General features: G+C 38.9%; 11 protein-coding genes and 1 pseudogene. 6 read left to right on the top strand and 6 right to left on the bottom strand.

Features of this window, described 5'->3' with window-relative positions; all coding sequences use genetic code 11:
• The first annotated feature begins 166 nt into the window (after positions 1-166).
• The 6 genes and pseudogenes from VB713_RS01115 to VB713_RS01140 all read left to right on the top strand — a co-directional run bounded on the left by VB713_RS01115 (position 167) and on the right by VB713_RS01140 (position 8,458).
• Positions 167-1,810, top strand: a complete 1,644-nt coding sequence (locus VB713_RS01115; protein WP_323309744.1) for a glycosyltransferase family 39 protein — start codon at positions 167-169, stop codon at positions 1,808-1,810.
• Positions 1,811-1,849: 39 nt separating this feature from the next.
• The gene (locus VB713_RS01120; protein WP_323309745.1) at positions 1,850-2,323 is read left to right on the top strand and encodes a GtrA family protein; all 474 of its coding nucleotides are present in this window, start codon (positions 1,850-1,852) and stop codon (positions 2,321-2,323) included.
• Positions 2,320-3,114: pseudogene (locus VB713_RS01125) on the top strand (polyprenol monophosphomannose synthase); the annotation flags it as partial. The gene VB713_RS01120 and the pseudogene VB713_RS01125, both read left to right, overlap by 4 nt.
• A gap of 62 nt (positions 3,115-3,176) precedes the next feature.
• Positions 3,177-4,208, top strand: coding sequence for a class I SAM-dependent methyltransferase (locus VB713_RS01130; protein ID WP_323309746.1), 1,032 nt, complete (start codon positions 3,177-3,179; stop codon positions 4,206-4,208).
• 248 nt (positions 4,209-4,456) lie between these two features.
• Positions 4,457-6,487: an alpha-amylase family glycosyl hydrolase gene (locus tag VB713_RS01135; RefSeq protein ID WP_323309747.1), complete on the top strand. Its 2,031-nt coding sequence runs from the start codon at positions 4,457-4,459 to the stop codon at positions 6,485-6,487.
• A gap of 291 nt (positions 6,488-6,778) precedes the next feature.
• The gene (locus VB713_RS01140; RefSeq protein WP_323309748.1) at positions 6,779-8,458 is read left to right on the top strand and encodes an ABC transporter ATP-binding protein/permease; all 1,680 of its coding nucleotides are present in this window, start codon (positions 6,779-6,781) and stop codon (positions 8,456-8,458) included.
• A 331-nt stretch (positions 8,459-8,789) separates the two neighbouring features.
• Here the strand turns inward: VB713_RS01140 and VB713_RS01145 are convergent, their stop codons facing one another.
• The 6 genes from VB713_RS01145 to VB713_RS01170 all read right to left on the bottom strand — a co-directional run bounded on the left by VB713_RS01145 (position 8,790) and on the right by VB713_RS01170 (position 13,476).
• Complete coding sequence (locus VB713_RS01145; RefSeq protein WP_323309749.1) at positions 8,790-9,086, bottom strand: chaperone modulator CbpM; 297 nt, start codon at positions 9,084-9,086, stop codon at positions 8,790-8,792.
• Complete coding sequence (locus VB713_RS01150; RefSeq protein WP_323309750.1) at positions 9,083-10,027, bottom strand: DnaJ C-terminal domain-containing protein; 945 nt, start codon at positions 10,025-10,027, stop codon at positions 9,083-9,085. Before VB713_RS01150 ends, VB713_RS01145 begins: the two co-directional genes overlap by 4 nt.
• Before the next feature lie 42 nt (positions 10,028-10,069).
• A complete protein-coding gene (locus tag VB713_RS01155) occupies positions 10,070-10,450 on the bottom strand; it encodes an AtpZ/AtpI family protein (protein ID WP_323309751.1) in 381 nt (126 codons plus the stop codon).
• Positions 10,447-10,857 carry a F0F1 ATP synthase subunit epsilon gene (locus VB713_RS01160; RefSeq protein ID WP_323309752.1) on the bottom strand — a complete coding sequence of 137 codons (411 nt, stop codon included), beginning with the start codon at positions 10,855-10,857 and terminating at the stop codon, positions 10,447-10,449. Before VB713_RS01160 ends, VB713_RS01155 begins: the two co-directional genes overlap by 4 nt.
• Before the next feature lie 146 nt (positions 10,858-11,003).
• Positions 11,004-12,401, bottom strand: a complete 1,398-nt coding sequence (gene atpD / locus VB713_RS01165; RefSeq protein WP_323309753.1) for a F0F1 ATP synthase subunit beta — start codon at positions 12,399-12,401, stop codon at positions 11,004-11,006.
• 157 nt (positions 12,402-12,558) lie between these two features.
• Positions 12,559-13,476 (bottom strand): F0F1 ATP synthase subunit gamma, encoded by a 918-nt coding sequence (locus VB713_RS01170; protein WP_323309754.1) that lies wholly within the window; start codon positions 13,474-13,476, stop codon positions 12,559-12,561.
• Positions 13,477-13,478: the final 2 nt, after the last annotated feature.

Consider the following 13,478-nt stretch of genomic DNA (forward strand, 5'->3'; position numbering starts at 1 on the left):
AGAATTTTTTGATGAGCTATTTACTTAAGGTTGTGTGCCTAACATTGACCTTTTTTACTACCTAGAAACCAATGCCGCTCACAGCGAAATCTCCTGGGGTAAGCATCTGAGCGATCGCTTAAAAAACCGTTAGCTTCTAGTCAGAAAAAAATTCCAACATCATTAAATGAACCAGCCACAATCAATTACAAAAACAAATCCCCCCAGTTGGTTAAAAATTTCAATAATCATCCTCATCGGATTAAGCATTTTCTGTCGGTTTACCAATTTAGGGCAAAAAATTTATTCCAGTGATGAAAATTGGACATCTGTAGCAATTTCTGGACACACATTAGACGAGTTAAAACAGGAATTTTCTCAGAACGAAAGCATAATTCCCATTAGTAATTTTGACAAATATCAACATATTAATCCAGATCGCGGTGTGGCTGATACAGTAAATTATTTAATCACCTCAGATCCACAGCATCCTCCCTTTTATTACGTCATGGTCAGATTATGGGCGGAAGTATTTGGAGATTCTCCGACAGAAATAAGGAGTTTATCAGCAGTGATCAGTTTGTTGATATTTCCTAGTGTATATTGGCTGTGTTTAGAGTTATTTGATTCAGCCGTTGTGGGATGGATAGCAATGGCAATAATTGCTGTTTCTCCTTTACAATTATATTTTGCTCAAGAGGCACGTCAATATGCTTTATGGATGGTGGAAATTCTTGGATCAAGTGCTGCTTTATTGCGAGCTATGAGGCAAGAAAATAAAATTAATTGGGCTTTATATAGCCTCTCTTTAGTCTTGGGTTTATATACCCATTTATTCACGGTTTTGATCATTATATCTCATGGCATTTATATAATTATTCAACAACAGTTTCGCTTTACCAAAACGTTCGTTAATTATTTTATTAGTATAATCGTTTCCCTTTTGATATTTTTACCTTGGTTAATTGTATTTATTACCCATCTTCACACAGCATTAGCATTAAATACAGGGTTTGGAATAAAATATATCAATAATCCTTTCGAGTTAATCGCTATTTTCCTAGTTCGAGTTACCCGCATATTTTTTGATCTAAATCTTACTAAAAGTCTAAGTTTGATAAGTCGCTTAAATGATGAAAATCCTCTTTACTATAGTAGTATTTCGTTAGTATTCAGCTTGATTTTAATTATCTACTCCCTATCTCTTCTTGTCAAGAATTATCAAAATAAAGCTTATTTATTTATTTTTCTATTGGGAGCATTTCCTAGTTTATTGTTGATGGTATATGACATAATTGCTGGAGGAAGTCGATCTATTCAAGTCCGGTATCAATTGCCTTTATATCTTTGTTTGGAAATTACGGTAGCTTATCTGCTAAGTTTTGCTTTTCAAATTCTGCAAGAGCAAGCTTGGCGGATAAAAATAGCCCAAGTGATGATGGTTGTATTTCTTTTAGCTGGATTAGTTTCTGATGTTACATTTTTTAAAGCTAAGAATTGGTGGACACAATCAAGCAGTACATTTATAATTCAAACTGTTCAAGCTATCAACGAATCAGAAAAACCTTTACTGATAATTAATAATGCTCCTATAAATTTGGGAGGAATCTTAGCATTAAGTCATTCTTCGCCGAAAGTTTCTTTACTGCCAGTAGCAGATACTCAAATTATGAAGATTTCTGAAAATTATAATCAGATTTTCTTCATACAAAATAATAGTAGTTTATTCCATCACATGGAACAGGATGAAAAGTATGTTGAAAAAGCAATAATAGTATTGGATATACCACCGGGAGGTTTATGGGAATTTGAAAAAAATCAGCAATCTTAAACGGTAGTTTTGAAAGTAAAATTATCAAAGAAAAGGCAAATGAATTATTTTTTGGAAATTAACAATCTAATTAATAGATTACAATTAAGTCCTTCTTGGATTTTTTTTAGTCGTCTGATTCGTTTTGGTGTTGTAGGTTTAAGTGGCGTATTTGTAGACTTGGGAGTATTTTATTTTATGCATACACTCTTAGGTTGGGTATTAACTCCAAGTGGAATGCTTTCCACAGAAGTGGCAATTATTAATAATTTTTTTTGGAATGATATATGGACATTTGGTGACATATCTGATTCACAACAGTTAGATGATGAGCAATTACAAAGGTTTCTTAAGTTCAATTTCATCTGTTTTTTCGGACTAATTTTAAATATTTTAATTGTAAATTTTTTAGTTTATAAATTTGAAATGAATGAATATCTGGCAAAATTGGTAGCAATTGTTTGTGTAATTTTTTGGAATTTCGGCATTAATCTGAGATGGAACTGGCAAGTTAAGGAGACGACAGAATCATGATCGCTAATAGGATCGCTAATAGCTTAAAAGAGTTAATATCAGTGCCTTCAGGAGTGTTGAAAATTCCGGCATTATCAGAACTTACGCAATCTGATGATTCTGTTTATTTTTCGCTGATTATCCCTACCTATAACGAAGGTAAAAATATTTTAGCGGTGGTGCATTTATTGAGTTACTTACTCGATAAAGCTTTAGCAAATAATTATGAATTGATTGTGATTGATGATGATAGTCCCGATCGCACTTGGGAAATTGCTCAGGGACTAACAAGAGATTATCCTCATCTGCGGGTGATGCGTCGTCAGGGAGAACGAGGCTTATCTACTGCCGTGATTAGAGGTTGGCAGGTGGCGCAAGGGCAAATATTAGGAGTAATTGATGGGGATTTACAACATCCTCCAGAGGTATTACTAAAGCTATTAGATGCGATCGCCCAGGGAGCAGATATTGCTGTTGCTAGTCGTCATGTAGAAGGCGGCGGCACTAGTGATTGGCAATGGCATCGGCGATTTTTGTCACGGGGGGCGCAATTCTTGGGATTGATGATTTTACCCAGTGTCGTTAGTCGTGTTTCTGATCCCATGAGTGGTTATTTTTTAGTCCGTCGAGAAGCGATCGCCCAGCAATTAATGAATCCCCTGAGCTACAAGATTTTAATTGAAATATTAGGGCGATGTCAGATTAATTACATCGCTGAAGTTGGCTATATATTTCAAGAGCGTCAAGAAGGATCGAGCAAAGTCACTTGGCGACAATATATAGAGTATTTAATGCACCTAGTAAGGCTGCGTTTTTGATAGTATAACTACTGTAAATAAATTTTGTTTCTTTTAGTTTCATTCAGGTATATATCATGAAAAAAGTTACCGCTACAGTCTACAACACAGTTGACCCATACCAATGGGTGACAGATATAGCTCATCAAGCTTGGAAAACTAGAGATCAGGAGGTTTGGGCTAACAACATTCAAGACTTGATTACACCTGATGCAGTCATTCTTGATGCTGGATGTGGACTAGGAAGATTACTTCCTCGTTTTTGGTCAGCTAAAAAAATTGTTTTAGTCGAACCTGACCGCAAGAGATTTTTGCACGCTTCCGTAGTAGCTAAATGTCTACTTAATGAAGACCAAGAATTATTTGAAAAATTAAAAGATGACGGGTTTTGGCAAACTGAGGAATATGATGGTTTACTCCAAGAAGCAAATACATCACCAGTTAAAAGTGATAAAGTTCATCTTCTGAATGATGTCATGCAAAGTCCAGTTATTGAGCAATATGGAAAGTTTGATCTCATCGTTTGTTCTCACATTTTTGAACATATTTCTTTAGACATTATCCAAGAAAGTATTGCCGCTTTTTATGAATTTTTGAAACCTAAGGGAACTTTAGTCATATTTGCTTGTAAATCTCCCATGCTCTACCACTTTCATGCCCCTAAAGAGTTTGATCGGCAATATATTTTAATTAGTCAGAAAGAATTTACGGAAATTTGTAGAAGTGGACATTCTGCTGGTTTAGGAGTTAGATATATGCCCTTCGATTTGTTCCAAACTATCGTAAACAATCCGTTTAATCCTACATTAGAAAAGACATTTGGAAATGAATTTAAATCCAAATCAGAATATTATCAACTTCCCACTACACCGCTATTTGTCATTAAGCAATGGGAAGCTTACCATTCTGAGTTTTATATCCATAAAACTATGGAAGTAGGAACATATATTGAATATCCACAAATTCAAGCCCGTCTTAATCTACCAATTAAACCAATAGAAAGTGTGGCAGAAATATTAGAACTTGAACATCAAGTTAATCAAAATGAAACTTTGAAGAAAATGCACTTGATTGATATGGTCGTAGTCGCCAATAAAAATGAACCCTGATATTTTTTAAGTGTCAACAACAAATGCTGACAAGGGCAATTAAATCTCAATAATGACCAAAATATTCGCATTAACTTTTAATCCATCACTATGACCCTGAAAAAATAAATCAAACGATAAATTGGGATTTATTGGTTCATACATTAAAACGGTATTTTGCCAATAAAAATTAGATGCGTTTCCACTGCTGACAATGCCGATGATACTCAGTTTTCCATCGTACCATATTTAACTCATAGGAATGCTATATGCGCTATTTTGATGAATACTGTGAAATACATTTAGATCCTAGTATTGCACCATATACATGGGTGTTTAGAACTAACGAAAAAATCTGCATCAGATTTGGTGTTCATTTATCTAAACATCCAGATTTTGGACAGATAGCCTATGAGTTAAATGATGGACAAGGGTATGGAGATGTAGACCGCATCAGCGCACAACCAGAAAGCATGATTGAAAATGGCTTTAAAATGTTTTCAGTCGTCTTACCGTCTATTAGCAATGGCGGAGGATATGAATATAGGTTGGGGTACGTGGATACTGATGGGAATGAACATACAAGTGAGCGATCGCAATTTCTCTTTGTCTGCGATGAAGCACCACGTTCCATGGCAGAAATACCCTCCCTATTTCTCGGATTTGTCAATAATCAGCCCCTATACGGACCCAAACCATCAGTACCCATCACACCTGGTCCTGATAATTGGAATTCTCGTTTATTTTACTCAATCATCATTGATCGATTTGCTCGTAGTATCCACAAAAATAACACTGGTTTAAGTGCCGTTAAATATGATCCATCTTCTCCCCATGCCAGTCATGGCGGCACAATTCGCGGTGTCACTGACCAGATTCCATACTTAAAAGCACTAGGAATCAGAGTCATTATTCTGAGTCCTGTCTATGTCAACGCGGCTGATGGTTATCATGGCTATCATCCTATTCATTTATTAATGGTTGATCCTCGTCTGGGTACACTTGAATGTCTGCGTGACTTAGTGAAAAAAGCTCATGAAGTCGATATTGCTGTTATTTTAGACGTAGTTGTCAATCACATTGCAGATAGTATTAATTGGGAAGAATATGGCGGTCCAGCGGGGGGAGAATTCAAGTATGTGCAAGGTGAAGAATCCGCCGTCATGCCTTTTCCTATCGAGGCACGTAATACCTCACTTTTTCACGGGCCAGAATACACCGATATGGTGAATCAAAGACTCTTTGGATTTCTCGAAGACTGGCGCACGGAGACAACCTATGTCCGTGAGTTACTGATTCAACACCTTAAATACTGGATTGCCGAAACAGATATTGATGGTTTTCGCTACGATTCAGCCCGTCATGTGGGTGTTGATTTTTGGGAATCTTGTGTAGAAGAAATATTGAGATATACAACCTATCTGGGGAAAAAAGAATTTCTACAAATAGCAGAACACGCAGGAAGTACCCACGCAGAGGTAATTGCATATAATAGTGCCAAATTTTCTGGTTTGATTGACTATCCCACCTATTATTCTATTAAAAATAGTCTGGTTGATGGTCATTGGTTAGGGGGTTTTGCAGATTATTTTTGCGGTTCTCTAGAACCATCGTACCAATATCATCATGGTTGGCAAAACAATCTGATGTTCCTCGATAACCAGGACACAACCAGAATTTTTCATCAATTCTTATGTCGGATGGAAAATCGTGATGAAGCGCGAGTTCGGTTACATTTTGCCCTAGCTTGTTTAATCTTAGGTCCACAAATACCTTTTATCTATCAAGGAACAGAGCAAGAATTTTGTGGTGCTTTAGGACTATATCAATGTGAGAATACAGGAAATTGGCTAGGTCATGATTGCTATGTGCGGGAGGATATGTTTGAAAATCCTGCTTGTGTTTGGCAGTTTGGGTCAATTAACCGCAAAAATTTTCAGCCATATAGTCAAGATCACCCAACTTTTTTACTAATTCATCAACTTGCCGAAATTCGTAGGCAAAATCAACTGATTCAGAATGGAACACGAACTCTATTATGTTCTCATAATAATGGTATGTGGTGTGTGCTAATTCATGGTGCTGGTGATCAACAACCATTTTTGATAGTAATGAATTTGGGACTTAATCCTGTATCTGAGCAAGTTGTCAAGATTCCTAGCTGCTATGGAGATTTTTGTACAGTTGATATCCTAATTACTACGTCAGGTGGATTACTCAAATTGGTAGCAGAGGAAATACAAATTCAGCTTCCAGCATTCTCATTTATTGTGGGGAAACTATCCAGAAGTCTTACTTGAATATTAAGATTTTGATGATTGTAGCCAAGTTATACATCTAGATTAGGTAGGGCAGTAATCACCGTAATATGGAGTTGAGTTTAATAAACTGAAAGCCTTGTTGTTATTGGATTGTGGATAATTCCAAAAATACCTGCCAAATGTGAGTTCTATTGTTTGAGTTAAGATTTTACTCTTTTCTCTCCTGCTTACGATATAAGGGATATAGCACTGCTAAACCCCTACACATCTGGGTTTCACCAAAAAACCTGGAGTCAACTAAAATCATTAGCACTGATTAACCATACGAAGATGACTAGATTTAAACTCAGCGCAGTATCCCAATTTTGGGCGATCGCTAAACTCTATTGGTTAGGTAATGAAAAACGAGGTGCAATCAGTCTACTGGTACTTCTGGCAGTTTTATTATTCGCTAATACCCAAGTTAAGGTTTTTCTAAATACCGTACAAGGAAACCTGATTTCTGCTCTTTCGGTTCGTAATAGTGCAGAATTTTGGCAAGGGATAATAGTTGCTTTTATCGGAATTGTGATCTTTGGGTTCTTAAACTCTGGTTATGGCTATTTACGAGAGATGATTGGTCTATATTGGCGCAAATGGTTAACCCATGATTTACTCAATCAATATTTTCAAAATCGGGCTTTTTATGAATTGAGTAATTTCGATAAAGAAATTGATAACCCAGACCAACGTATTTCTGAAGATGTTGCTAACTTTTGCCAGCAATCTATTGTTTTTTTGGTCAATTGTCTGGAATCAATTTTTGTAGTAATTGCCTTTAGTTTTATTCTGTGGTCTATTTCTCCCAATTTAGTGATTGCTTTAATAATTTATTCTATATTAGCCTATACAATCACTATTGTTTTTTATGGTAAAAAATTAACACACCTCAATATTGAACAACTCAAAAAAGAAGCTAATTTTCGCTTTAGTTTAGTTCGCATTCGAGAAAATTCTGAATCTATCGCCTTCTATAATGGCATATTGCAGGAAGAGAATAAAGTTAAATTTATATTTAATCAAGTATTTAATAATTTCAAAAAATTAATTCTCTGGTCAGAAGTATATTTAAATGTATTTAAATATCAGTTTGGCTATCTCCCTTGGATTATCCCAGCATTAATTTTAGGAAACCAAATTTTGTCAGGACAAACTGAAGTAGGCAAAGTCACCGAAGCCGGAGGAGCTTTTGGACAAGTTGCTTTTTCAGTGAATTTAATTATGTATCAATTTGAAAAATTTACAAAATTTGCTGCGGCTATTAATCGGTTATATGTCTTTCATGAATATCTCCAAAAATCCAAAAAATCAACTTCTGACAACAGTAATATTCAGATAATAAAAGAAAACAGATTGGCATTTAAAAACCTCACTATTCAGACTCCTAACCATGAAAAAACCCTATTTCAAAACCTTTCTCTAGAATTACAATCTGGTCAAAGCTTACTCATTATGGGAGATAGTGGTTGTGGGAAAAGTTCTTTGTTGCGTGTCTTAGCTGGGTTATGGAATTCAGGAACTGGTGTAATTGTCCGTCCAGAATTAGAAGAAATACTATTTTTACCTCAGCGTCCTTACATGATTTTAGGTACTCTGCGAGAGCAGTTAATCTATCCTCATAGCAATGCTAATATTAGTGATGAAGAACTTGAGCAAATCATCAAGTTAGTGAATTTATCAGACTTAACCACAAGATTTGATGGTTTAGATATAGAGCAAGATTGGAGTGAAATTCTTTCTTTAGGAGAACAACAAAGATTAGCTTTTGCTCGGCTTTTAATCACTAAACCCAAATATGCCATCTTAGATGAAGCTACCAGTGCATTAGATGTTAACAATGAAGAAAAACTTTATAATTTGCTGATAGATATAGAGACAACTTTTATTAGTGTTGGACATCGCCCGACTCTCAAAAAATATCATCAAATTGTTGTTAATCTTTCAGCATCAGGTTATGCCATTGAAGTTTAGACTATACTGCAAACTGGTGAAATTTGGACTTATGTCATACTGAGCGTAACGTAGTGCAGCGAAGTATCTCGGAGATTCTAGAGCCTACGGCACGCTACGCGAACACTTCGTACCCTGCGGGAAGCAAGCTACAGAATGACACTTTTAACCCGTTTTTAGTATAATTTAGGATTTATACAAATGTCATACCTTATTGTTCCTCTAGTACAGCACGGCGTAAATAAACCAACCATTCTAAATCTCCGACAATCTTATGCTGTCTTCCTTTTGACTTTTGACTTCCACCCTGCGGTACTAGTCAGCCGATAAATCAGCGCGTCTATTAGTTCTCTCAATGAGACTGATACACCTTTAACTGTGCGCGTAATTGGGCAATTTCAGCCGTCATATCTAGCACCATTGCGGCTCCGACTAAGTTTAGCCCCAAATCTTGACGCAAGCGTTGAATTTGAGCAATTCGTGTAATTTCGCGGGAATGCAGCAAATCACCAATGGGTTCGATTACACCTAACTCAACGTAAACCTGCACAACCGTAATCGAAGTCTTAGTGATTAACGCAGCATATTCAAAGCTGTAAAGTTGTTCACCTTCGAGGGAAACGACGGTTTTTGAAAGGCTGAAGGTCATAATTTAATCTCCTCTAACTGGGTACGTGGGTTAAAACTTGTATTTGCCTGGATTTTTTCGTAGCATTCTTGTTCGATCGCACTCAGGTCTTTTGGTATGACAATCTGAAGTTTGGCAAATAAGTCACCTCGTCCCCCTTTTGGCAATGTCCAGCCTTTACCGCGCAGTCTCAGCGATTGCCCTGATCGCACCCCTTTAGGAACTTTCATCATCACGCTACCATCGGGGGTAGGCACGCTAATTTCTGCCCCTAAAACCGCTTCATCCGGTCGGATGGGAATGTCACAAAGGAGGTTATCGCCCTCAAATCGGTAGAAAGGATGATTTAAAACCTCAATAGTTAAATATAAATCGCCGCGCTGTTGAGAGAACGGACTAGGACGACCTTTACCCTTGAGCCGAATTCTACTACCTGGTTTTGCACCTGCGGGAATGCGGACGTTGATGGTTTCGTCGTCGAGTTTTAACCGCTTTTGGACTCCGTGAAATGCTTCAGAAAATGTGAGAGCGATCGCAGCTTCCGTATCCGGTGCAGGTGCTTGAGAACGAAATCCCCCATTAAAATTATCATAGCCACCAGTGGAGTTTTTACGTCTCGCTCGACCTAGCAGATCGTTGATAAACGAATCAAAATCACCGTACTGATCGAAGTCAGTTGTACCAACATTAGTTCCGCTAGGTGTGGGTGCTTCAGTATAACCAGGGTTATTCCAATGCTGACCAAAGCGATCGTACTTCTGCCGCTTTTCTGGATCAGATAATACCTCATTCGCTTCATTCAGTTCTTTGAACTTTGTTTCTGCTTCCTTATCTCCAGGATTGAGGTCAGGATGATATTTGCGGGCAAATTTGCGGTAAGTCCGTTTGATTTCTTCAGGGGTTGCAGTTTTGCTCACTCCCAAGATGGCATAGTAGTCTTTAAAGTCTGTTGCAGTTGGCATCAGTGACCTCTCGATTGCAGGTTATTTTTGAATTTTGAATTGTTATTCTCCTTCTTCCTGGTTGGGAGAATCTGCTGGAGATTGAGGAAAATCATCGGGTGGTTGAGATTTTGCCATACGTTTCTGCTCCTTCGATACCCATTCCCAGGCAATCAAACAACCAATGGTTAAACCTGCCAGCATCAAGGCTAATGTCCATGAAAACGGACTGGGAAATCGGAAATCGATCCAGATGCCTAGTGTTATCGCTAATAAAGTTGGTGCGGTGATTGACCAACCGACTAAGCCAGCAAAACCTAAACCAAGCAAAACGCTACCATAAGGTTTCGTTTGACGGGCATAAAGTTTGCGACGTTCTTTATTAGCGATCGCTTTAGCAACAAGATGAGTTTGCGATTGTGACTTGCGGGAGGGAGTTTTCATACATCTTCACCTAACTGAATAAAGTGCCGAATGGTGTTTATCTCTAGTTTTTCTAAAGCGGAACGTGCTGTTTTTGCGCGTTCATCAATTAAGTAAAATTGCTCCTCAACGGTTTTTTTCAACATTCCCAAATCGCCACCTTGGACGGCGTTTTCAGTGGCAACTGTTACCTTATCCCCATGTTTGATTAAAATTCCTTGGTCGATCGCTAAAAATTGTTCTTGTCCTTGTGGCGAGACGAAGGATAACAAACTTGGTATTAGGGTTGCGACAAAATCTATATGGCGAGGTAGTAAGCAAAATATCCCATTTTCCGCTTCGGCAATCACTTTGATCGCGGCTGTTTCGATCAGGATTTTGGTGGGTAAGACAACTTTGAACCGCATTTCTGAGGATGGCTCAGTCATGATTTTTGATCACTGATTTAACTGATTTAAGGATTTCACGGAATGAAGCGCAAAGTGCGGTCTTGGGGTCTCTCCAAGAGGAGCAACTTTGTAAGACAGGATTATGACGGTAAATTAAAGGGTTTAATAGCCATTACAAAACTTAATTACGAATTATTTACCACTTCATCAATTGAGCCGATCATGTAGAGCGATCGCTCTGGTGTCTCAGCAAACTCGTCATTGAGAATGCGATCGCATCCATCTAGTACATCGTCTAATTCAACTAATTTCCCTGTCAAACCTGTAAACTGAGCAGTGGAAAAGAAAGGTTGAGTCAGAAACCGTTCTAAACGTCGCGCTTGGGATACCACTTGGCGATCGCCTACCGATAATTCTTCTAAGCCCAACATGGCAATAATATCTTTCAGTTCTTCATAGGTGGTGATGGTTTTGCGGACTGCTTGGGCAATCTGATAATGGCGATCGCCAACAATATGAGGCATCAGCATTTTGGAATTCGATTGCATCAAATCCACGGCGGGATAAAACCCTTCACTCGCCCGTTTGCGTGACAATACAATTGCTGCTGACAGATGGGAAAATACAGCCACAGCCGAGGGATCGGTGAAGTCGTCGGCTGGGACATAAACCGCTTGAATGGAAGTAATCGCCCCCGCCGATGTATTGCAAATGCGCTCCTCTAGTTGAGCAAGTTCAGTAGCGAGAGTTGGTTGATATCCCACCCGCGAAGGGATAATTCCCATCAGTCCCGATACCTCTGAACCCGCTTGGATAAAGCGAAAGATATTATCAATTAAAAGCAATACATCTTTTTGGGAGCGATCGCGGAAATATTCTGCCATTGTCAGTGCTGCGTGTCCTGCCCAAAATCTGACTCCTGGCGGTTCATTCATCTGTCCAAAGACTAAGACGGAATTTTCCAGAACGCCCGTTGTTGCCATTTCTTGATATAAATCTAGACCTTCGCGGCAGCGTTCGCCAATGCCACAAAATAAACTTACGCCTTGGTGCTGCTTAACCATGTTATGGATCATTTCGGTAATTAGCACGGTTTTGCCAACACCTGCACCGCCAAGCAAACCTGTTTTGCCGCCCCGTTCCAAAGGTGTGAGCAAATCAATGACTTTGATGCCAGTTTTGAGGATTTCGGCTTTGGTGACTCGCTCTGACATAGCGATGGGCGTGGCATGAATCGATCGCCATTCGCCACCTGCGATCGCTTCTTTTTCATCAATTGCTTCGCCAAATAGGTTTAACATTCTCCCTAAAAGGCGATCGCCTACGGGAACTTGTAATGGCTGCTGAGTATCAATAACAATCTCGCCGCGTGTCATACCTGCGGTAGGGACAAGTGCCACACCCCGCACTACTTGGGCGCTCAGATGTGAAACCACCTCGATGGCAATATTACCTGTTTTCCCTGCTTGTAACTGTGTATGTATATCTGGCAACCATTTAGGAAAATGGATATCAATGATGCTACTCCGCACGGAGAGGACGGAACCAATATTTTGCTCTTGGGAAGATGTAGAATTTTGCATAAATTCGTGGCGAATTGAGGGTGGAAATTTAAACGCAAAGGAACGCAAAGGTTAACGCAGAGGAACGCAAAGGTTTAATTAAGGCAATTCTTTTTGCTAGGAATTTGTGAAATTATGTATTTAGAACATCCTCTTGCAAGTTTTCCCAGTCCCTTTTTTAATGGCTTAATTCAAAGGCTGAAGTAATTTCTAGTAATTCATCTGTAATGGCAGTTTGGCGTTGTTGCTGAAACTGGCTAGTAAATTCTGTGAGTCGTTCTGCGATGTTTTTCTCGGCAACTTGCATGGAAGCGAGGCGGCTGGCATTTTCGCCGGCGAGGGATTCACCAAAAGCACGATATAGCAGAATAAAGAAATATTGTCGTAATAGAGACGCAATCAAAACATCGCTCGGCATTGTAAATGTTGGTAGAGTCCGCGATCGCCACTTTTTGCTTTCGATATGTTGTAGCCATCGGCGATCAAGTGGCAACAGTTGCAGTTTGTACGGCTCACATAAGGTATTGGAATGTAAGTGGTTGTAGAATAAGAAAATTCGCACAATTTGCTGGCTATCTCGCCATTCGGCAATTTGTAGTAAGATTTCTTGAACCATTGATGTAATCTCAGTTAGCGAACCTGCCATAGGGAAAGTTTGCTTGATTGCATAACCTGCGGTTTCTAAATGGGAAATAATTCTTGATCCAACAGCAAAAATTGCCAATTGTTCGGGTGAGATGTTTAATTTTTCTAATTCTGCGATCGCATAGCGGCTAATTTGTTCGTTGAATTGACCGCACATTCCTTGATCAGAGCCGAAGATAATCACACCACAGGAAGTAGAGGGCAATGTAGGGGTATCAAGTCCCCATATTTGTCTCCCCTGCTCCGTTCTCCCTGCCCCCTGCCTCTCATGTGTTGCCTTCAGTACGACGTGCAGAGCCATTTCGATTGTATGGTTATACTCAGCCAGGGAAGTAACCGCTTGTTCATATTGGTGGATGTTCAGCGCCGCTAATACTTTCATCATTTTCACCACGGCTTGCAGTTCTTGGGCAGTGTGAATTTTGCGTTGGAGAAGCTGAATAGATGGCATAG

The organism is Anabaena cylindrica UHCC 0172 (assembly GCF_034931625.1).
Classification (GTDB): Bacteria; Cyanobacteriota; Cyanobacteriia; order Cyanobacteriales; family Nostocaceae; genus Anabaena; species Anabaena cylindrica_A.